Source organism: Verrucomicrobiota bacterium (assembly GCA_016200005.1).
GTDB lineage: Bacteria > Verrucomicrobiota > Verrucomicrobiia > Limisphaerales > PALSA-1396 > PALSA-1396.
The window spans coordinates 23,736-43,878 of sequence record JACQFP010000057.1; the positions used below are offsets into that span (position 1 = coordinate 23,736).

20 protein-coding genes are annotated in these 20,143 nt (G+C 57.6%); 2 read left to right on the forward strand and 18 right to left on the reverse strand.

Annotated elements, in window-relative coordinates; translation table 11 throughout:
• Positions 1-16 precede the first annotated feature (16 nt).
• The 15 genes from HY298_19950 to HY298_20020 form a co-directional block, all read right to left on the reverse strand.
• The gene (locus HY298_19950) at positions 17-226 is read right to left on the reverse strand and encodes a hypothetical protein (GenBank protein MBI3852537.1); all 210 of its coding nucleotides are present in this window, start codon (positions 224-226) and stop codon (positions 17-19) included.
• A gap of 23 nt (positions 227-249) precedes the next feature.
• On the reverse strand, positions 250-498 hold the full coding sequence (locus tag HY298_19955; protein ID MBI3852538.1) for a DUF86 domain-containing protein: 249 nt from the start codon (positions 496-498) through the stop codon (positions 250-252).
• A 93-nt stretch (positions 499-591) separates the two neighbouring features.
• Positions 592-900 carry a nucleotidyltransferase domain-containing protein gene (locus HY298_19960; protein MBI3852539.1) on the reverse strand — a complete coding sequence of 103 codons (309 nt, stop codon included), beginning with the start codon at positions 898-900 and terminating at the stop codon, positions 592-594.
• Positions 897-1,100, reverse strand: a complete 204-nt coding sequence (locus HY298_19965; protein MBI3852540.1) for a hypothetical protein — start codon at positions 1,098-1,100, stop codon at positions 897-899. Before HY298_19965 ends, HY298_19960 begins: the two co-directional genes overlap by 4 nt.
• Before the next feature lie 101 nt (positions 1,101-1,201).
• Positions 1,202-1,600 carry a hypothetical protein gene (locus HY298_19970; GenBank protein ID MBI3852541.1) on the reverse strand — a complete coding sequence of 133 codons (399 nt, stop codon included), beginning with the start codon at positions 1,598-1,600 and terminating at the stop codon, positions 1,202-1,204.
• Positions 1,597-2,139: a hypothetical protein gene (locus tag HY298_19975; protein ID MBI3852542.1), complete on the reverse strand. Its 543-nt coding sequence runs from the start codon at positions 2,137-2,139 to the stop codon at positions 1,597-1,599. Before HY298_19975 ends, HY298_19970 begins: the two co-directional genes overlap by 4 nt.
• 437 nt (positions 2,140-2,576) lie before the next feature.
• Complete coding sequence (locus HY298_19980; GenBank protein ID MBI3852543.1) at positions 2,577-2,900, reverse strand: hypothetical protein; 324 nt, start codon at positions 2,898-2,900, stop codon at positions 2,577-2,579.
• A 178-nt stretch (positions 2,901-3,078) separates the two neighbouring features.
• Complete coding sequence (locus HY298_19985) at positions 3,079-3,450, reverse strand: hypothetical protein (GenBank protein MBI3852544.1); 372 nt, start codon at positions 3,448-3,450, stop codon at positions 3,079-3,081.
• Between the two features lie 279 nt (positions 3,451-3,729).
• The gene (locus HY298_19990) at positions 3,730-3,975 is read right to left on the reverse strand and encodes a hypothetical protein (protein ID MBI3852545.1); all 246 of its coding nucleotides are present in this window, start codon (positions 3,973-3,975) and stop codon (positions 3,730-3,732) included.
• 133 nt (positions 3,976-4,108) lie between these two features.
• Positions 4,109-4,369: a DUF433 domain-containing protein gene (locus tag HY298_19995; protein MBI3852546.1), complete on the reverse strand. Its 261-nt coding sequence runs from the start codon at positions 4,367-4,369 to the stop codon at positions 4,109-4,111.
• Between the two features lie 266 nt (positions 4,370-4,635).
• On the reverse strand, positions 4,636-5,460 hold the full coding sequence (locus HY298_20000) for an ABC transporter permease (GenBank protein ID MBI3852547.1): 825 nt from the start codon (positions 5,458-5,460) through the stop codon (positions 4,636-4,638).
• An 871-nt stretch (positions 5,461-6,331) separates the two neighbouring features.
• Positions 6,332-9,643 (reverse strand): asparagine synthase (glutamine-hydrolyzing), encoded by a 3,312-nt coding sequence (gene asnB, locus HY298_20005; protein MBI3852548.1) that lies wholly within the window; start codon positions 9,641-9,643, stop codon positions 6,332-6,334.
• 63 nt (positions 9,644-9,706) lie between these two features.
• Positions 9,707-10,792, reverse strand: a complete 1,086-nt coding sequence (gene wecB, locus HY298_20010) for a UDP-N-acetylglucosamine 2-epimerase (non-hydrolyzing) (protein ID MBI3852549.1) — start codon at positions 10,790-10,792, stop codon at positions 9,707-9,709.
• Positions 10,793-11,325: 533 nt separating this feature from the next.
• The gene (locus HY298_20015; protein MBI3852550.1) at positions 11,326-11,859 is read right to left on the reverse strand and encodes a hypothetical protein; all 534 of its coding nucleotides are present in this window, start codon (positions 11,857-11,859) and stop codon (positions 11,326-11,328) included.
• A 109-nt stretch (positions 11,860-11,968) separates the two neighbouring features.
• Entirely contained in the window at positions 11,969-12,457 is a 489-nt protein-coding gene (locus HY298_20020) for a hypothetical protein (protein ID MBI3852551.1), read from the reverse strand.
• 52 nt (positions 12,458-12,509) lie between these two features.
• On the opposite strand from HY298_20020, the gene HY298_20025 reads away from it, so the two are divergent.
• Positions 12,510-12,749 carry a hypothetical protein gene (locus tag HY298_20025; protein ID MBI3852552.1) on the forward strand — a complete coding sequence of 80 codons (240 nt, stop codon included), beginning with the start codon at positions 12,510-12,512 and terminating at the stop codon, positions 12,747-12,749.
• Between the two features lie 356 nt (positions 12,750-13,105).
• Here the strand turns inward: HY298_20025 and HY298_20030 are convergent, their stop codons facing one another.
• The 3 genes from HY298_20030 to HY298_20040 all read right to left on the reverse strand — a co-directional run bounded on the left by HY298_20030 (position 13,106) and on the right by HY298_20040 (position 16,142).
• The gene (locus tag HY298_20030; protein MBI3852553.1) at positions 13,106-13,993 is read right to left on the reverse strand and encodes a hypothetical protein; all 888 of its coding nucleotides are present in this window, start codon (positions 13,991-13,993) and stop codon (positions 13,106-13,108) included.
• Between the two features lie 488 nt (positions 13,994-14,481).
• A complete protein-coding gene (locus HY298_20035; protein MBI3852554.1) occupies positions 14,482-15,399 on the reverse strand; it encodes a nucleotidyl transferase AbiEii/AbiGii toxin family protein in 918 nt (305 codons plus the stop codon).
• Entirely contained in the window at positions 15,399-16,142 is a 744-nt protein-coding gene (locus tag HY298_20040) for a type IV toxin-antitoxin system AbiEi family antitoxin domain-containing protein (protein MBI3852555.1), read from the reverse strand. The genes HY298_20035 and HY298_20040 overlap by 1 nt, the downstream gene beginning before the upstream one ends.
• 590 nt (positions 16,143-16,732) lie before the next feature.
• Between HY298_20040 and HY298_20045 the strand changes: the two genes are divergently transcribed.
• Positions 16,733-20,143, forward strand: a complete 3,411-nt coding sequence (locus HY298_20045; GenBank protein MBI3852556.1) for a DEAD/DEAH box helicase family protein — start codon at positions 16,733-16,735, stop codon at positions 20,141-20,143.

Consider the following 20,143-nt stretch of genomic DNA (forward strand, 5'->3'; position numbering starts at 1 on the left):
AATCAAACCGGACAAGCTACGCTGACTGAAGGTGCGGCTCAATGAAAGGCGGATGAAGCAGATACTCCATTACCTCCGCCTGCATTCGTTCAATCTCAAGGCGATAGCCGCCGGCGACAGCATCGAATTCTTCCGGGCGGGCGGTTCGTCGCAACGTCACCAACCATTGTTGAAACTGCTCGATGCGATCCTGTGTCGCCTTGAGTTCTTGCTCGTTGGTTATCATACATTTGCTTGTTTCCTTTGGATTCAAAAGGAATAACCAGTTGCTTTCAACTCCGCCTCCAACTGTTGCGCCAGCGGTGGAATTTTGCTTTGCACAATATCCCAGATGATCTCGTCGTCCACGGTGTCATAGCCGTGAATCAGCCGGTGGCGCAGGCCCACAATCCTCGGCAACTCCGGAATTCTCTCTGCCAAACTGGAATCCGCCGCGCCCGCCTTGCCCAGCGCTTCGCCAATAATTTCAAATTGTCGCTCCACGGCGGAACGAACCATTTCGCTGGCGGAAAATTGTGCCAAGTCCAGGGGGCGGTGAATTTTCGGATGCGCCGCGCGGCTTCCAACGCATCCAATAGTCGTTTGGCCGTCTCAACCTCCATAAAGGGTGCGCCGCTCCGCTGCAATCACCCGCTGCAAGATGGGATTGCGCAAGGAACGCTCCGTCAATAAATCCACCGGCCGCGCGAAGAGTTTTTCCAACGCTTCCGCCAGGGCCAGATACCGATCCGCATAGCCGCGGCCGTGCGGGCCGGCGAACCGCACCACGAAATCCAAATCACTTTTAGCGGGATCAAAATCCGCGCGCACGGCGGAGCCAAACACGTCCAGGCGTTCCACTCCGAGCCGGCCGCATACGGCGGCAATTCCCTCACGGTGATTCTCCAAAAGAAAAGTCATGGGGAAATCATTTTCCCGATTCCAACTTGAGTTGCAACAACGTTCATATTCACAAGATGTTTGATTCCATTCGCCGTGTCAATTTGGGATAAAGCGCGTTCCGCACTTTCAACACGTTCGCCAAGCGGCCAGGCAAAAGCGGCGATGAATCGCGCGCACTCCAAACGCTCCGCGAGGTTTCGACTGCGATCTGCGTTCATGTTCGGCCATCTGCGGTTGAAAATCAGGGGCCGGCTTTCAGCTTTTCACAGTTTCAGCTTTTGCTGTGTAAATCGGCGTTCCTCCGCTCCAGGCGTGAACTTCAATGCTGCGCCGTGAATTCCACCTCGCCTGGCCGTGATGGCGTGACACGACCGGCAGGTCCCAAGGGAGGCAAGGCAATATCGCGCACCATCCAGGCCGGAACTTCGGGCGGGACGGCGGAGCGATTGCCCAGGACTTCCCGCAACCGGTTCACCGCCGTAACCATGCGAAACAGCCGCGCATTGGCCTGATACCCCGCCAACCGCTTGAGCGCGCGGGCCGATACGTCCGGCGCTTCTGGTAATCGTTGATGCAAGGCCGCCGCCCAATCGGCCGCCTCCCGCAGAGCCGCGAGGTCGTGCGCAGTTCCCTGTTCCACCCCGTTCCAGATTTCATTCAGGCGGGCGGGATGAAAGGCCAGTTCATAGGCCAGTTGCAACTTTTCCCGGACGTTCATTTGAGCCAGCGATGGCAATCGCGGTGCAGATTCTTCAAGTTTTCCACGACCATCATATCCGCCCGAAAGGCGTCCGGCAATCTTTGAACCGCCTGCGCGATGGCCTCCATGCCGAGCCGTCCGTGGATCATCAGGAACTGTATGTCCGCCTGGTCGGTGGGATCGTAACGAATCAACTTGCTCGCGGTCAGATCCGCTGCGCTCACCGTGAAGACTGTCAGATGCTCTCCCTGCCACAAAACCACCCGTCCCCCCATCGCGGGATCGGCCAGGCACAAACGCAGCGGGCCGATCCATTCAATATGATCCCCGGCAAAATCCGCCGGCGGGTTGACCGGCAGCCCAATCTGCGCGGCGGCGCGGCGAAACTGGGTCTCATCGACCTTGCTGTAGGGACCGGCGATGTCCACGTCGAGGCTGATGCGGCCTTCTTCGCCCAACAACATGCAGGCCGCGCTGCCGAAGACACACATCTCCGCCGTTCCCTTCAGCGCGCCGTCCAATTTCCCCAGATAAGTTTGCAACGCGGCGTTGTCCATGAATCCGTTTCCATGCGAATTACAAAATGCTCAGGCCGTCAGCATTTGCTGCCATCGTGAAAGTGAGAATCCAAAACATCGCGTTCGGCAGTCGGCAATCAAAGTCCGTTCCCGTTTTAAACAAACCCGCCAGATGCAAAAACAGAAATGGGGAAAGCGGAAAACTGAAAAGCGCCGATAAATCGCGCGCACTCCAGACGCGGCGCGAGTTCTTGGCCAACATCTGCGTTCATGTTCCTCCATCTGCGGTTAATAGTCTGGAGCCGTTTTCAGCGATTCGGAGTCTCAACATTCAACATTCAACATTCAACTCTCAATCCGGATAGCCGAGGTCGGGGCCAACACTCAACTCTCAACCATCAACTCTCAACTGTTTTGATTAGAGCCTCATCACCTCGTCTCCTACAATTTCAGTGTTTTAGCATTTCAGCTTTTGATTAAAGCCTCGTCTGCTGCGATTCCACATTCCGGCTTTTCCGCCGGTCAAGGGCCTGCTCAAAACTGACCAGCTCCCGCAGCAACGCGTTGTCGCGCGAGTAGGCGTCGCCGCCCTCCTCCCGGAGCAGGCGATACAGTTGCCGTTCCGGTTCGGGCAAGGGATTGGCGACGACCGACGGTAGGAGGCCCGCCCGGCTCAAGCGCGACCGCGCGATGCCCACCAGACACGCGGCAATGGTGGTTCGTCCGGCCTGAAAGTCGGCCAGGCCCGCCCGCAGGAGCGCTTCGCCCGGCAACCCTTTGAGCAAATCATCCGGTGACATGGCAGGGTGGCGGGTTCAGGGTTGGGCGTCACTCCGGCAGAATTCCCGGACGGCGGCGGCAAACGTGGCGGGATCGATCGCCGGATAACGGATCAGTTGCGGCTGGAGGAGGAAAAGTTCCCGCAGGCGGTCCCTGGTGATGAGCTGGGTGCGCAACAGGGAGCGAACGTCCTGCAGATCACGGTCGTGGCGGCGTTGTAATTTGGAGAGGGCCTGGCCCGTAGGGATCGTAATGGAAAAAATCGAGCCAGCCGTGTCGTGCGATGAACAGGCTGCGTTCGCGCCAACCCGGTAAGGCGGGAATAAAATCGTCCGGGCTGGCCAGTTCCACATTGATGTCCAGTTCCTCCTTCAACGTTGCGAGCGCCTCAAAGAGGCCGGGCGGCTCGGGGTCCGATTTCATCAAGTCAACGTCGATGGTCGTGTCCCGCCAGCCATGCAGCACGGCGGTGGCCCCACCCGTCAGGTAGATGCTGCCGGCGCCCCGCACCCGCGCGCCGAGCGCCGCCATGAAGGCTTCCAGCTTGGCCTGGTTGGTTTCGGCGCGCATCCGCTAGAACGCTGAAATGCCGTAAGCCTGAAATGCTGGAATCAACAGCGGCGATAAATCGCGCGCATTCCAAACGCAGCGCGAGTTCTTAATCCACCCTCTGCGTTCATTTTCCTTCATCTGCGGTTGAAATTCCGGTGCCGTTCTCAGCGTTTCCGCTTTTCAGCATTTCAGCTTTTTGTTCTGGCGCTTCTTGCCCAGATTCTCGACCTGAATGATCGTTTCACTCATTGCGGCAGAAAAAACGGAGGACGGAAGTCGGAGGACGTAGGTCACATGTCAGAGAACAGCGGCACCGCTCCAGTTGCTCAAGAATTCGAGGTTGTCTGCCATTTCGGCAGCGGTCCTGGCATCGGCGATTTTCAATAAACGCCTCATTTCCTCGCCAATGGAAATGACTTGTTGTTCGCCAATGATGATGCCCGCGTGGTGACGTCCTTGCCGCATGAATTCCGAGTGGAGACGACAGAAATCAGACGCATTGTAAGTGTAAATGGCACGCCCCTGTTCAAAAGCCCACGCCAACTGCTCTTCGTCTGAACATTACAACAGTGCCAACTCCCGGCTCGATGAAACATCCAATCCGCGATGACGCAGCGCATTCAACAAGGATGGGCGTCCGCATCTTCATCCAAGTGAAGCTTTGGCGCGCTCAAGCTTAAGGTTCGGTTGACCGTTTGCGTTCAAGACTGCGGCAGACCGCGCGCTCGTCCTCAAGGCATTTCTCAATTTCTTCCCGGTGCAGATGGTAATAGGCCAGCGCGACATGAATTTCTGCCGGCGTGAGCGTGGACAATCGCTCGCCAATCTCCTCGATGGTCAACCCCAATTTCCACCAACCCGCGACCCGATGGACCCCAATACGATGTCCTCTAAGACAGGGTTTTCCGCCAAGAATCCCCGGCGTACGGATGATCATGGAATCCAACTCCGTTGACGATGTTTGCGCAACCGCACTCATGTTGACAACATGCTGGTTCGCGGATGAGGCGTCAAGCCGCCTCCCGCGCCAGCGCAGGCCGGGCGGAATCCACCTCGGAACAAAAACGATTTTCGGGCGTCGAGATCCTCAAAGCTCATGCTCATATTGGGTTGTGTGCTAGGAGTTAGGAGTTAGCAGTTCGGATTCTGCATCTTCGATCTTCCATCTTCTATCTACGATCTCCCAACTTCGCTCTTTCGCCCTCAAATCACATCCGCAAACGTCCGCTCCATTTTGCGGAAATACCAGATGCCGCTGCTCGTGAGCAGGACCACGATGACCACGGACAACAGGACGGCGGACCAATCCAACGGTGATTGGCCGCGCAGTAAAGCCCAGCGGAAGCCGTCGATCACACCGACCATCGGGTTGAGCGCGTAGAGTAACCGCCATTTCTCCGGGACGATGCTGCTGCTGAAACCCACGGGCGAGATGTAGAGGCCAAACTGGACGATGAAGGGAATGATGTAACGGAAGTCGCGATACTCCACGTTCAACGCGCAAAGCCAAAGTCCAAGTCCGAATGAAGCCCCAAAAGCCAGGATGATGAAAGCCGGAAGCAGCCACAGCCGCCAGTCGGGCAGGAATTGATACCAGACCATCATCACGGCCATCAGCCCGCACGTGATGAGAAAATCCACGAAGCTGGTGATGACCGAGCCGGCGGGGATGATCAAGCGCGGGAAATAAATTTTCGAGATGAGATTGGCGTTGCCGACGAGGCTGTTGCTGGATTCGCCGAGGGCGGTGGAAAAGAATTGCCAGGGCAACATGCCGGCCATGACCAGCAGGGCGTAGGGCACAGCGCCGGGCGCCGGCAGCTTGGCGATGCGGCTGAACACGATGGTGAAAACAATCATCGTGAGGAATGGTCGAATCACCGCCCACGCAATGCCCACGACGGTCTGTTTGTAGCGGACGAGGATGTCGCGCCACGCGAGGAAAAAGAACAGTTCCCGATAACGCCAAAGGTCGCGCCAGTAGTTGCGCTCCGCGCGTCCGGGTTCAATGACTAATTCTTGGTCCATGAGAAGAGAAATCAAAAGCAGAGAGCAGAGAGTAGAAAGTAGCACATCTGAAATACTGAAACGCTGAAACGCTGAGATACTGAAATCGTAGGAGACGAGGTGACGAGGCTCAGGCTAAGAATGTTGAGAGTTAAGAGTTCAGAGTTGATAGTTGAAATGCTGAAAACCAAAAGCGGCGATGAATCGCCCGCACTCCAGACGCTCCGCGAGGGCTCGAGTGCCATCTGCGTTCATGGTCTCCCATCTGCGGTTAAAAGTCGGGAGTCGTTTTCGGGTCTATCAATTTCGGCAAGTTGGAGCTGAAATCCAACAGCGGCGATAAATCGCGCGCACTCCAGACGCTGCGCGAATTCTTGACCTCCATCTGTGTCCACCTGCGGTTGCAACTCCGGGGCCGTTTTCAGTTTTCAAAATTTCAGCTTTCAGCTTTTCCACTTTTCAGCGTTTCAGTTTTTCCGCTTTCAGGATTTGATTCGTATCTGCGTTTATGTTCCCCCATCTGCGGTTAAAAGTCGGGAGTCGTTTTCGGGTCTATCAATTTCGGCAAGTTGGAGCTGAAATCCAACAGCGGCGATAAATCGCGCGCACTCCAGACGCTGCGCGAATTCTTGACCGCCATCTGGTTAATCTGTGTCCATCTGCGGTTAAGCACGTTTATTTTCCGATCTGGGTTTTCCGCGAGGGCGCGTAAAACGACACGCGAGCTTCCGGCTCGGAGACTACAGCTCGGAGAGCCGCGTGTGCTCCCCATTCCGATTTCCGCTTTCTGCTTTCCAAATTTCCAATTTTCTCTGGCCCGTGAAGTCTCCCCTGACCCGTGGAATCTGTTTCGTATTCCACTGGGGATTGGCCCGTGAAGTCTTTCGCTACTTCACCGGGCTACTTCACCGGGCAGGATTTCAGATTCCCTGTCTTCCCGCCGCATCAAGTCCTCGCAGGCTTGCACAACGTCGTTCGTTTGAATGCGACTAAGACACTCGTTCCGGCGCTCGAGACATTCCATCAACCCGCAACCTTCGCAATCAATCTCCGAGCGCAGCACCCGATGCTCGACGCCATAGGGATACCACAAACCCGGATGCGCGCGCGCGGAGAACACGGCCACGCAGGGTGTCCGGACGGCCGCCGCCAGATGCATCGTGCCGGTGTCATTGCCGAAAAACAGCACACAGCGTTTCAAGGCCGCCGCCGCCCCGCGCACGGAGAGCGCGCCCGCCGCGTTGTAACCACGTCCCCACATTCGCAGGAGGCGACCGGCCAGGGCCGCATCCTCGGCGCCACCGAAAACCACCGGCCAGAAGTCGTGACGTTCGATCAATTCCCTCACGACCTGCCCGAAGCGTTCCTCCGGCCAGCGTTTGGCCGGCATCTTGGAACCGGGACCGATGCCGATCCAGGGACGAAGATCGGAGACCGGAGATCGGAGATCCGAGCTTATGCTGCCGCCCACTGCCCAATGCTTTTCGTCCTCCGTCCTCCTTCCTCCGTGCTCTGCGCTTTGGCGCGCCAGCCAGTCATCGACCTCGCAGTTTTCCGCGTCGCCCAGTTTCAATTCCAACGAGCCGTGGCCGGCTTGCGGCACGGCGATGCCGTCCACCGCCAGGCGCGCGAGCAACAAGTCCGCTTCCGACGGCATGGCCGCGAGCGGCTGATCCGGCGTTTTGGCGGGTGCTTCGGAGAAGCCGCTGGTGCCGATAAAATCCCGGATGCCAGCGGCGGCGAAGAATTTGCGATCACGCGCGACCTGGTCCGGCGTGCGGTTGCTGGGGGCAAGGTAAACCAACGCATCGAAGCGACGGCGCCGCAGTTTGAGCATCAGCCGCAACATGCGTTGGGCGCGGAGCAATTTGCCGGTGGTGGTCTCGTCCACGACATAGGATTCAAAGCGATTGAAAAGCCCGGCGCGCTTCAGGAGGTCCGCCGCGAGCACATGCCGTTTGCCGGGATGCCGGTCGCACAGCAGCGTCAGGCTGGCGTCGGGAAAATGTTTTCGGACCGCCCACATCGCCGGCAGGGCGATGATGGTGTCACCGAGCTGGCCAATGCGGAAAACCAGGATGCGTTTGGGGAGAAATCCTGAAACGCTGAAACGCTGAGAAACTGAACCGGGGAGTGCGGAGTGCGGAGAACGGTAGCCGTCGGACGGAGAGCGGGGAGCGGGGATGGGGGAAGGTTGAGAGTTGAGAGTTGACCCCGACAGCAGCAATCGGGGTTGAGGTTGAGGGTTGATTGGCAGGGAGCGGGAACGTTTGCCTAAAACCAGCAGGTCCGGGCCGGCGAATCTTTGGTAAACCTCCTTCGCCCAGCCGCGCAAACCGCGCCCAGCCGATTGCTGATTTCCGATTTGCGATTTGCGATTTGCGATTTCCCATTTCTGCTTTCTGCTTTCTGCTTTCTCTTTTTCCTCGAGGAGCCATTCGCGCACGGGAATCAAAAACCCGGTTTTGGGACGGGCCAGCACGGCAGCAGGGAGCGGGCAGCGCGGAGTGCGGGCCAGGTCGAGCTTGGTCGGCGGCGCGGCGCAGGTGAGCGACGGCGCGAGGGCGCGCAGCAGCGTCACGTCCACCAGGGGCACGCGGATTTCCAGGGAGTGCGCCATGCCCGCCCAGTCCGAGTCGCGCAAAAGCTGGTTGCGCATATACCAGCAGGATTCCAGGCAGGAAACCCGGGCGTGCGGACTGCGCAAGCCGTCGAGCGATTCTTCCAAGCGGAGGAGCGGCTGGAGTTCCGACCAGCCCTGCCGCACGAGGTCGGGATCGAGAATCTCGGGCAATTCCCACGGCATGAACATGCCGCGGCGCAGGAGATACGCACCGCCATAGGTGCCGCCGTATTCAAACAGCCCGGCGTATTTCGGCGAGGTGAAATGTTTCACGACGGGAGCGCAGACGATGCGTAAGCTTTTCCCGAAAATACCCGAAGTACCCAAGGACCCAAGGGCACGAACAGAGCGCGGCAGTTGTTTGAAACTTGGATAGCCGCCAAAGAGTTCGTCGCCCCCGAGGCCGGACAGGGCGACCTTGAGGGAGGTCTGGGCCGCGGCGAGGCTGACGAAGTAGGTGTTGACGCCGTCGGTGGAGGGCTGGTCCATGGCGTGGAAGAGGCGTTCGACGTGCGCGCGAAAGTCGGCGCGGCTGACCCAGATGGTTTGATGTTGGGCGCCGTATTGCGCGGCGACGGTTTCGGCCAGCGGGGTTTCATCGTAGGGTGTGCCGCGATATTCCTCGAAGCCAAGCGTCACGGTGCGCAACCGGCCGCCTTGTTCCGCCGCGAGGGCCGCGAGGGTGGTGGAATCCAGACCGGAGGACAGGAAAACCCCGACGGGAACGTCCGCGATGAGGTGGTGCGCGACGGAGTCGCGGAGGGAGTCGTTCAGCGTTGAAGGTTGAGAGTTGAGAGTCTCCCTCTCCGCTCTGGGGAGAGGGCCGGGGTGAGGTGCCCGCCTTCCATCTTCGATCTTCGATCTTCCAACGGACGGTTCGGCGGAACGGAGGATTTCCGTAATTGAGCAAAACGTTCGTTCCCGACGCTCGCCGTTCTGGCCTACCCACAACGTCGTTCCGGCCGGCAGCGAACGGATTCCGCGATGCAGCGTGTACGGTCCGGGCACGTGACCCCAAAGGAAAAAGCCGACGTGCCCCGCTGGATCGGGCGCAGTATCAACCCGTTTGCCGGCGAGCAGGGCTTTGACTTGCGAGGCGACACGGATCGCTTTGCCATCATCCGAATAGTAAAGCGGTTTGATGCCAAACGGGTCGCGCGCCATGAAGAGACCCTTCTTGCGCTCGTCCCAAATGGCAAAGGCATACATGCCGCGCAGCTTTTGCAGCATCCCGTCCCCGTCAAGCTGATACAGGTGCAGCAGAATTTCGGTATCGCTCTGAGAACTGAAGCGTCGCCCCTTCGCCTCCAGTTCCGCGCGCAGTTCGCGATAGTTGTAAATCTCGCCGTTGAAAGTGACGACGAGCGCGCCGTCCTGACTCTTCATCGGCTGGGCACCGGTCGGCGATAGATCAATGATCGAAAGGCGGCGGTGGCCGAGGCCAATATGGCCATCGGCGGAACACCAAGTGCCGGACCCGTCGGGGCCGCGGGCGGTCATGGCGTCGCGGATAGCCGTCAACTCCGTGCGGTCAATCGGCTCGCCCGTACGATAATTGAAGATGGCAGCAATGCCGCACATCAGGAGTGCTTCGTTTGATTCAACTTCATGGGGCTTGGCCCTATCGTTCTGCCTGCTGCCCTCTTACAAACCCATCATTACGTCGGCAATCCGTCCGGCCGTCTGGCCGTCCCAGTATTCGGGCCGTGGCGGTGACGACTTCGACCCGCGAAGCGACTCTGCTGCCGCCTCAACAATCCTCGCGCAGCGGCTGGCGACCAGTCGATTGGTGCCCGACGTGAGCGTGATGGGCCGCTCCGTGTTGGGCCGGACCGTCAGACAGGGAATCCCCAGGTATGTGGTCTCCTCCTGCACGCCTCCCGAATCCGTGATGACCAGTGCGGCGGTATTCATCAGGGCAAGAAAATCCAGGTATCCGAGCGGTTCGATCAACCGCAGCGTGGTATTCGGCAAAGCCATTGCCAGACCGACTATTTGCTTCCGAGTTCGGGGATGGACCGGAAAAACCACGGACCGGCGGCGTGATATTTCCGCCATCGCCTGCAGGATTTCCCGCAGCGCGCCCGCGTCATCAACATTCGAGGGCCGGTGGAGGGTGACCAGCACATGCTCTCGCGGTTCCAAGCCGAGGCGGCTCAGGATCGGCCGTTGCTGCGCTTTCGGGAGCAATTTCACCAAGGTGTCGATCATCACATTCCCGACGCAATGAATTTTTTGCGACTCGACTCCCTCGCGAAGAAGGTTCGCGTTTCCGTCTTTCGAAGGGGTAAAAAGAAGGTCGGATATCTGATCGGTCAGCAAACGATTGATTTCTTCCGGCATGGTCCGGTCACCCGACCGTAACCCGGCTTCCACATGGGCGATCCGCACGCCGAGTTTCGAACAGACCAGCGCGCAAGCCAGCGTCGAATTCACATCGCCCACCACCATCACCCAGTCCGGCCGATGTTTCGCGAGTACCGGCTCAAAAGCCGTCATTACGGCCGCCGTCTGGGCCGCGTGGGATCCGGAACCGACGTTCAGGAACTCATCGGGTGTTGGTATTTCGAGCTGCTCGAAGAACACCTGGGACATGTTGTAGTCGTAGTGTTGCCCGGTATGCACCAGCACCTGCTGGAATTGTTCAGGTCGCCTGGCCATTTCAGACATGATCGGCGCCACCTTGGGAAAGTTGGGGCGGGCGCCCACAATATGCATGATTTTCAGCATGGCTCGTTTCGCAGTCATTCCACCAGACGACTTTGGTTTGCGGCTCTGATGTCTGGCATGGCCGGTGTCACTTGAATTGGATGGACCCGTCCTCGGAATCTGGCGCGCCGGGCGTTTCGGCGGGACCCGGTCGGCTAATCATCCATAGCCCCAACATCAAAACACCAATCGCCAAGACCGCGATCAGCATAATCAGCCGACGCTCCATTCTTCTTCGCCGGCTGCGATGGCGCTTTCGATGACTCAAACCGGTGGAAAACTTGTTGCCAGGAAGGGATACCCCTCCGCTCCTGGGGATCGACCAAGTGCCGCACGGTCACCAGTCGGTCACCGGATCCCGGAGCGCCGACGGGCGGAGCGACTCCCGGCGTGGATAAGGCTACGCCCCGTCAATTCGCATTGCGAGTTGACTCGAGCATACTGACGCTGTCATCCGCACAATCTGGTTTTCCCGTCACACCCGCGCCACGTTGGCACCCCTCGCCATTCCCTCAAAAACCGAAGCGGCCTACCCTGCGCATGGGACTCCGCAATCAACCTTCCAAAATGCTCACGACCATCGGCAAAAACCGCCGGCCCTTCTGCTCCCAGCTCTGCAGCATGTTGATGCGACCGCCCACCCGCGCGCGCTCCGCCGGGGGCAGTTGCTTCACCATGGCACGGATATGTTCGAGGCGCTTCAAGCCGCCGTCCAAATGCGGCAGGATCTGGTCATTGAGATAGCGCCGCACGAGGGTCCGCAACTCGGCCACGGCTTCGTAATGAATGCGCCGATCGCCGCGCATGTACACCATGTTGATCATGCCGACGCCGCGCAAAAATTTAAGGCCCATGCTCGCCGAGCCTTTGCTGATGCCCAGCCGCCGGATCAAATCGTCCAGCGCGAGAGGCTGGGCGGAAATAAACAACAGTCCGTAAATCTCGGCAAAGGAGCGCGGCTGGCCCAGCACGCGGGACATCTGCACGAACAGGGTGATGATCTCCGATTCCAGCGGATTCAAACCCCCGTCAGAGTTACGAGGATTTCGAATGGGGGTGAGCCTTATTTGCGCAACAGTCGGTTTCATGGCTGCCATTTTTACACGGTTCGTATCGGTATGTTCAAGAAAAATCGAACACCATTTTGGGATTGAATCCGGGGTTAGATGTCAGGGCCGGGTCCAAGCCTTGGCTTCGCTAAATAGGTTCGAGGAGGTCCGCCTCGAGTTTGACGGCCGCAGCCTGGTTGATGAAATCGAGTCGCAGCAAAACCGTGCTCAGGCCGTGACGTTGCTCGACCCAGCCTTCAATGCCTTGCAACGGCCCTGCCCGGATCCGCACGCGCATGCCTTCGCCAATCGACGGCGCCAGGCGCACCCCGACGTTCGCCTCCAACGCGAGCAGAATGTCCTGCAATTGTTTTTGGAACGTCTCCTGATCCAGGACTTCAAGGAGATTGGCCACGTGCTCGTTTTGGCGGATCAGATTCCGATCCGCCGGATCAAGTTCCAAAAAGACATAACCGGGAAAGAGGGGTTTGCGGAACACGACGGTTTTGCCCCGGTACTTGTGCGCCAGTTCGTAACAAGGCAATGTCGTGGCAATGGCCACCCGACGGCAGTATTGCGCCAGTTTTTTCTCCCGGCGCGGCCGCGTATGGGCCACGAACCAACGTATTGCTGACACAGCCCAAAGATTCAGAGCCGCGCCGGTGATGTCAACCCGAAGCTGCGATTGAATGCCAGGTGAAACTTGTCGCAAATGCTCGCAAGCCCGGAGGGGAGCGTCGCTCGCCGACTGGACGGGCATCGTCGAAACCGAATTGTTCGCGCAGACCTACAAGAGTTACGGACTTGCCACCGTCCGTTATCCGCTCTTGAAAATCGAAGCGCGTGTCGAACCGTTTGAGAATCGGCGAGGATTCTCACTGCGGCTAGTGCGAGCCGGACCGCCGCGTAAACTGCCGTTTGCGCCGTGACCAACGCGCCGTTTGCTTCGGTCCACGGGCTTTCGGTCGCCCCTTTCCCTCTCTCGACCACGCCCGTTCCCCTTCGTAAACCGCGCGCTCGTCACGAGCAAGCATCCGCACAGTGTCGCATGAACGGCGGGCTTCCGTCTGAGGCTCGGCGGCGGGCGTTGCGCTCCGGCTGCGATTCGCTAGCTGCTCCTCTCCGCTCTCCGCTCCACTTTCCCCGCTCGCCGCCCGCAGACCGAAGCACAAAAACCAGAACCCGTTGGAATTGATGCTAGTTTTGGCTTGGCCAATCATTGCGAGCGGCAATATTTAAGAGAAGTCCGGCATCGGCCAAGCGCGATAAACTCTCGACCAGTTCATCATAGGTATCCGCACTGCTTGGCGCGCTCCGCCCAGGCGTAGCGGTAGGAGTGCAGCGAGACACCTTTGATACCAAGTCCGACGCACCGCTGTTTGAACTCCGTGGCACGGTCGCCAGCGCGAACCGTTTGGAGGTAGGGAAACAACGGGCCAACGACGGGGAGGCGGCGCAAAATCGCCTCAATGTCCTCGCCAAAGTGAATCATGGCGAGGCTGCCGGTTTTCTGACGGGCGTAGGCGACGGTTTGATTGGGCCAGTCCACGTCCTCCGCCTTGAGGCTGGCAATGTCACTCTGCGACCCGCCCAGATGCCAGCACAGCTCGTAAAAGTTGCGGCGTTCCGGGTTCTTCTCCCGCTCAATGATGAGCTGGTGCTCCTCGACGGTGATGGCCCGCTTCGGCTGGAAACGAACTTCCGGCCAGAGACGCTTGGGAATGAGCGGCCACGGCAGCCAGTTCATCGAAAGGCAAAAGTTGTGAAGTTTCCGCAGATGGACATTGGTGCTGACCGTGCCCGCCTTGAGGCAGGCCAGAAGCTGCTCCGCCTGAGTCTCGATGATGATACGATCGCGAATCCCGTCCAAGGCGGTCTCCTTTGCGGCCCGGCGCCAGCGATCCTGGGTGGAACCGCTCTTGGTCTCGACAATCGCATCCAGGGCGTTTTGCCAGATCCGGTTGGAGACGCCGGAATCAGTGCCGGCCAGGTATGCCTTGGCGATTTGAAGATTCAGTTGCGGCTGGCGCACGGATTCGTTGCGCGCATTGAGCAACGTCGTGGCCTCGGCACGGTTTTTTGTGCCGAGACTTTCCTGCTTTTTTGTTTGGGTATCTTCGACGTAGAACATGCCGCCGAGTTTGCGGCGGTAGAGGATGAAACGATTTTTCATAGCTCAGACTTTTGGTCCGACGCTATGAGGCCGCGCGCGGCTTTGGGTGTATCGGCTACACCAAACGGGCTGCGAATCCTGTCTTCACCAGTGGCCCGATATTTCGGGTTTTTGCTCAATGTTTACAGCGGTTTTGACCCTACTGGCACTTCCACTGGCACTGACACCCGCATTTTCGGGCTGCCAGACGAGTTGTGACCTCGTTTTTGACCAGTATTTACCGAGTAATCGTTGGGTATTGGCCAGTTTTATTTTCACTGGCACTTCCACTGGCACTTGCCTCCTCTGGTTTCTGCAACTGGCTGCCTTTCGGCAACTTGAAAGTTGGAGGCGGAGGTCGGAATCGGGCGGCTAATGCCCTGTTGACGGTTGAAATATGGCTTATTTCATTGGGGATTTCAATAAAAATCAGCTAACCACCTTTAACTATCTTTAACCCCCTTACTGAAGATTTCACTGAAGGTTCTCCATCCGATTATGGCAGCAGATTATACGGCAAGTCTTGCGCGAAGTTCCTCAGCCTGTTGAGTGAACTTGCCCAAGTTGGACTTCTTGAGTTTGGCAAGATTTTGGAGCTTCCACCGAATCGCTGGCAGGTGCGACAGGTGCAGGCACTTCATCAACTGCCAGTCGGGTTCAGCCGCGACAAGGCCGAGCAGAAAATTTCGTTGGCTCGCTGTCAGCACGGCGGGCAATTCCTTTTTCAGTTTGCGCCGGACCTGCTGCAACTCTACCAGCGTGATCGGATTCCGCGCCATGCCCGCAAACTCATTCTCAAAAGCCGACGACATATCTACATCGCGCGAGAACAAGACTTCATGCACCGGGCGGTTGTGGCCGGCGAGATAGCAGACGAAACACTCGACAACCTCCGCTATGAGTCCGCCGCGCTCGAAGAGACCGCGAACATCGAACAGGTCGCGCGGATGTTGGCGATCCATCGCGGCGACGAGCTTACTGCCGTAAAGTTCGGACGTGGCCAGAACCGGCACGGACAATTCCGTGGTGAAAAGCTTCCGCGCCTCGTTGCCGAGCTGCCGTGTTTCCACCGGCATCACAGTGCCGCGAAAAACATGATTCACCTCCACCTTCACCTGGTTGCGCCCCCGCCGGATGAACAGTTTGATTTCGTCGCCGTCCTTGGTGGCTGAGGCATCAGCTTCCAGACCGGCTTTGGCAAGTCGCTTCCGCACGGCTTCCAACCCCTTTGAAATGGATTTCAGAGCCTCGTCACGAGTCGCTTGGTGGTCGGTGTAAACCACGTCAATGTCCACCGACAACCGTGGCATGTCCTCGATGAAAAGGTTGATTGCCGTGCCCCCTTTCATCGCGAAATGCGGCGTCTCGAAAATTGCGGGAGCGCTTTCGAGCAAGAGCCGGACGAGTTCAATGTAGGTTTTGTCCATTACGGCTTCAGCACGAGCGTCGTTCCGTCTTTAAGGCGAGCAGACCAGCGACTGTTCCCTTGTCGGTTTCCCGTCGCCTTTTTTGCAGCGGCTGCCCACGGCAAGCCTAATTCCTCGGCCCAGCGCACAGAAAGCCGCGCGACTTTGACGCGCTGGCAGTTCTTCAGCAGCGTGGTCAACACCTCTGGTCGCAGCGACCTTGCGCCCTCCATGATATTGCGGGCTTCTTCGATTCCCTGGTGAAGACCCACTTCACTTAACATTTCCAGCAATGCTCTTTCCGGCACAGAGACAAGAACCCCGCCAGGTGTTTCCGGCAACGGCTGTAAACCGAATTGTTTTGGCAGCTTGGATGAAAATAGGTTTCGCGCCGTGTAGCGCGAGGGAAACCGTTTCTGAAACCATTCCGGCAATCTGGTCTTGTCCCCACCCCACAATGAGAGCGGCTCGCGCGCTGGCAGATTGTGACGGACACCGCGCCACGCCAGAGCCGTCTTGCCGCCGACGTGAAAGCCCGTCACCTGACGCGACAGAAATTTCAAACAATCCTCCCTGCTCAAGGTATCGTTGGGATACATGAAGACGCCGCGCCCCAGACGCAGCAGCCATCCCGACTTCAAATAATGATGCGCCAGCGCCGACGACACGCCCAGCTTCGTCAATTCATGATGGTCGAACGGCGTCCCTCGCGGGAAGGCCGTTTGCAGGCTTTTGATTAGATTAGGCGTTTGCAGGCTTTTGATTAGATTAGGGCGAATAGTTAAAGCCACGCTTGAACAATAGCGCCTAAATCAAGCACAAGGCAAGGCGATTATCACCCCGGTCTTAAATCAGACATGCACACTCCAAGCGTGCCTTCCTAAGCGCCATCCCTCCCGGCGAAGCGAGCGCAGTCAAGGTGGAGACGCGGGGCAAAGGGGCGTTCGACCTTGACGGCGCGAACGAGCCATACAATTGCAGGCGCAAGGCACGCTGGTCTCGGTGATTCGACCAGGCTTCAGTTTGCCGTGGAAGCGCAATTCAAAGATTGTCGGTGTGCTGGTTTGTCGGCTAATCTCAACGAGTTCAGAATAGCAAAAATGACGACCAACTAAATTTTTAACAAAACACAATTCGCGTAGCTTCGGCTGCTGTCCACTACGAAACTGGTAATTTCAACTTGGAAGACAGCGCTCGACGCACGCCCCGCCTGGGGCGTGCCGAAAGCGTTCTTCCAAGGGCATACCAGTGCCTGTAGTGGGACGTGATTAAGCACGTCCCTCTTGTTTTTAGGCACTCGTTCCCTTGGAGACAGTCAACCAGACAGGGCTGATTCGCACGCGAGCGAACAGCCATGCCTCGAATCTTCGACAATATCGAAGCCGATTTGCTCCCCGCGTTGGAGCAAACGCTTCTCGTTTCTGACCGCGCCGACTTTTGCGTCGGCTATTTCAATCTTCGCGGCTGGAAACAAATTGACGGTTGTATTGACCAGTGGCCGGGTGGTGCAGATCACCAGTGCCGCCTGCTGGTCGGGATGCAACGATTGCCGCAGGAAGATTTGCGAGCTGCGTTCAGCCTGACTCAAGGCCATGACCAACTCGACAATCAGACTGCGCTGCGGCTCAAAAAGAAGCTGGCCGAGGAATTTCGCAATCAATTGACCTTTGGCGTGCCGACGAACGCCGACGAAGTGGGGCTGCGTCGTTTGGCCGCGCAGATCAATTCCGGGAAGCTCGTAGTCAAACTGTTCCTCCGTCATACGCTTCACGCCAAACTTTACCTGTGCTTCCGACCCGACCCGGTCAGTCCGATTATCGGTTATCTCGGCAGCAGCAATCTCACATTTTCCGGCTTGTCGAATCAAGGCGAACTCAACGTGGATGTGGTTGACCATGACGCCGCGCTCAAGCTCACCAAATGGTTTGAAGACCGCTGGAACGACAAGTGGTGCGTGGATATTTCTGCCGAGTTGGTGCAGGTCATTGAACAAAGCTGGGCGCGCGAAGTCGCGCTTCCGCCATATTATATCTACGTCAAGATGGCATATCATCTGGCGCAGGAGGCGCGCGCCGGTCTGTCGGAATTTCGCATCCCGCCTGAATTCGGAAATCGCCTGTTTGATTACCAGGTCGCCGCCGTAAAAATTGCCGCACACCATCTCAACAAGCGCAACGGCGTTCTCATCGGCGATGTCGTTGGCTTGGGCAAAACGCTCATGGCCACGGCGCTGGCGAAAATCTTTCAGGACGATCATTTCACCGAAACGCTCATCATCTGCCCAAAAAATCTGGTCAAAATGTGGGAGGACTATGTTTCTGAATATCGCCTGCTCGCAAAGGTGATGTCCGTCACAAAAGCCATGCGCGAGTTGCCCGAACTGCGCCGTTACCGTGTCGTGTTGATTGATGAAAGCCATAATCTCCGCAATCGTAGCGGCAAAAAATATCGCGCCATTCAGGAATACATTCAGGAAAACGAGAGCAAGTGCATTTTGCTTTCGGCAACTCCCTACAACAAAACCTACCTCGATTTGTCCAATCAGCTACGGCTGTTTGTGGCAGAGGACAAGGATTTGGGCATCCGCCCAGAACGACTGTTGCGCGACATCGGGGAAACCGAATTCCTCCGCCGTCATCAATGCCCCGTGCGTTCGCTGGCGGCGTTTGAGAAAAGTGAATACACCGACGATTGGCGCGAACTGATGCGGCTTTACATGGTGCGCCGCACACGCAGTTTCATTCAGGATAATTACGCCACGCCCGATCCGGCCACTGGCCGCAAATTTCTTACCTTTGAGGACGGTAGCCGTTCTTACTTTCCCGAACGCGTGCCGAAAACGGTCACGTTCAAAATTGACGAGCAAAATTCCAACGACCAATACGCCCGGCTTTACGCGCCGGATGTGGTCTCGGCCATCAACGCGCTGAATCTTCCGCGCTACGGTCTGGCGAACTATGTCGCCGCCACGCCGCACAAATCGCCGACGCCAGCCGAAGCCAAACAGCTTCAAGACCTGTCCCGCGCGGGCAAGCGCCTCATGGGTTTTTGCCGCACGAATCTGTTCAAGCGGTTGGAAAGCAGCGGCGAGGCGTTTCAGCAGTCCATCGAGCGGCACATTTTGAGAAATCATATTTTCCTTCACGCCATTGAAAATAATTTGTCGCTGCCGCTCGGCACGCAGGATTCCGGCCTGCTGGACGTGGGCAATTACGACGAGGATGTGGACGATGAAAACGCCGAAGCTGAATTGATTGATGACGATGATGGCGGAGCGCAAAAGCCCCCGCAGGTGTTGAATCTCCGCGACATTGCGGACTTCAAGCAGCGTGCCGCTGAAGTTTATCAACAATACGCCACGCAGTTCAAAAGACGGTTCACCTGGCTGCGTCCCGACCTGTTTGTGAAATCGCTGCGGAAAGATTTGGACGATGACGCCGCCAGCTTGTTGAAAGTCCTCACTGGCTGCGGTGATTGGAAACCCGACACGGATGCAAAACTCGACGCGCTGTTCAATCTGCTCACAAAAAAGCACGCAAAGGAAAAAGTCATCGTCTTCACACAGTTCGCCGACACCGTGCGGTATCTCGAAACCCAGCTTCGCGCCCGCGGCTTGCAGCAATTCGCGGGCGTCACTGGTAAAGATGAAGACCCGACCGGCTATGCGTGGCGATTCAGCCCCAACAGCAACCGGCATGAGACCAACAAAACTAATCCGGCATTCCGGCCAGAAAATGAACTCCGCGTGCTGCTGGCAACCGATGTGTTAAGCGAAGGCCAGAATTTGCAGGACGCGGCCATCATCGTGAATTTCGATTTACCGTGGGCCATCATTCGTTTGATTCAACGTGCGGGCCGTGTTGACCGTATCGGCCAGAAGTCCGAAAAAATCCTGTGCTATTCATTCCTGCCTGCTGATGGCGTCAATCGCATCATCCGCCTCCGCGAACGCGTTCGCCAACGTTTGCATGAAAACCGTGAAGTTGTCGGCACGGACGAAGCCTTTTTCGAGGATGAAAGTGAAAAGCAAAAGCTGCTCGATCTGTATCACGAAAAGGCCGGCATCCTCGACGGCGAGGCCGATGCCGAAGTGGATTTGTCATCATTCGCTTACCAGATTTGGAAAAACGCCACCGACAAATCACCCGAACTCAAGAGCGCCATCGAAGCGTTGCCGGAAGTGGTGTATTCCACAAAGAGTTTTGCCACTGCCGAGAAAAAGCCGCCGGGTGTGCTGGTTTATCTCCGCACCGCCGAGGGCAACGACGCACTCGCCTGGGTGGACAAGGACGGCAACAACGTCACCCAATCGCAATTTGAAATTCTAAAAGCAGCCGAATGTTTGCCGGACACGTCCGCGTTGACCCGGCAGGAAAATCATCATCCGCTCGTCAGAAAAGGCGTGGAGTTTGTCGTCGCCGAGGAAAAAACGGTCGGCGGTCAGCTTGGGCGTCCCTCTGGCGCTCGATTCCGCACCTATGAACGTCTGAAACGCTATGCCGAACAGGTCAAAGGCATGTTGTTCGACACGCCGCAACTCGCCAAGACCATTGAGGAAATTTACCGATTCCCGCTCCGGCAATCCGCGACCGACACGCTCAACCGCCAGCTTCGATCCGGCATTTCTGACGAAAAACTGGCCGAACTTGTCATGGCCCTGCGCGATGACGACCGCCTGTGCATCGTCCACGAGGAGGAGCAAACGCATGAACCCCGGATTATCTGCTCGCTCGGCCTGGCTGCGCCGGAAAATTCCGCGTCCTGA

Bases quoted from the DNA above. Each gene is read 5' to 3' on its own strand.
- asnB (MBI3852548.1), bottom strand. From the start codon at position 9,643: ATGTGCGGCATTGCTGCCATCTTCAATTATCGTACGGGCGAGCCGATT.
- HY298_20015 (MBI3852550.1), bottom strand. From the start codon at position 11,859: ATGAAACCGACTGTTGCGCAAATAAGGCTCACCCCCATTCGAAATCCT.
- HY298_20025 (MBI3852552.1), top strand. From the start codon at position 12,510: ATGCCAGGTGAAACTTGTCGCAAATGCTCGCAAGCCCGGAGGGGAGCG.
- HY298_19955 (MBI3852538.1), bottom strand. From the start codon at position 498: ATGGTTCGTTCCGCCGTGGAGCGACAATTTGAAATTATTGGCGAAGCG.
- HY298_20030 (MBI3852553.1), bottom strand. From the start codon at position 13,993: ATGAAAAATCGTTTCATCCTCTACCGCCGCAAACTCGGCGGCATGTTC.
- HY298_20000 (MBI3852547.1), bottom strand. From the start codon at position 5,460: ATGGACCAAGAATTAGTCATTGAACCCGGACGCGCGGAGCGCAACTAC.
- HY298_19960 (MBI3852539.1), bottom strand. From the start codon at position 900: ATGACTTTTCTTTTGGAGAATCACCGTGAGGGAATTGCCGCCGTATGC.
- HY298_19975 (MBI3852542.1), bottom strand. From the start codon at position 2,139: ATGGACAACGCCGCGTTGCAAACTTATCTGGGGAAATTGGACGGCGCG.
- HY298_19950 (MBI3852537.1), bottom strand. From the start codon at position 226: ATGATAACCAACGAGCAAGAACTCAAGGCGACACAGGATCGCATCGAG.
- HY298_19985 (MBI3852544.1), bottom strand. From the start codon at position 3,450: ATGCGCGCCGAAACCAACCAGGCCAAGCTGGAAGCCTTCATGGCGGCG.
- HY298_19995 (MBI3852546.1), bottom strand. From the start codon at position 4,369: ATGATCATCCGTACGCCGGGGATTCTTGGCGGAAAACCCTGTCTTAGA.
- HY298_19970 (MBI3852541.1), bottom strand. From the start codon at position 1,600: ATGAACGTCCGGGAAAAGTTGCAACTGGCCTATGAACTGGCCTTTCAT.
- HY298_20035 (MBI3852554.1), bottom strand. From the start codon at position 15,399: ATGGACAAAACCTACATTGAACTCGTCCGGCTCTTGCTCGAAAGCGCT.
- HY298_19965 (MBI3852540.1), bottom strand. From the start codon at position 1,100: ATGAACGCAGATCGCAGTCGAAACCTCGCGGAGCGTTTGGAGTGCGCG.
- HY298_19980 (MBI3852543.1), bottom strand. From the start codon at position 2,900: ATGTCACCGGATGATTTGCTCAAAGGGTTGCCGGGCGAAGCGCTCCTG.
- wecB (MBI3852549.1), bottom strand. From the start codon at position 10,792: ATGCTGAAAATCATGCATATTGTGGGCGCCCGCCCCAACTTTCCCAAG.
- HY298_20045 (MBI3852556.1), top strand. From the start codon at position 16,733: ATGCCTCGAATCTTCGACAATATCGAAGCCGATTTGCTCCCCGCGTTG.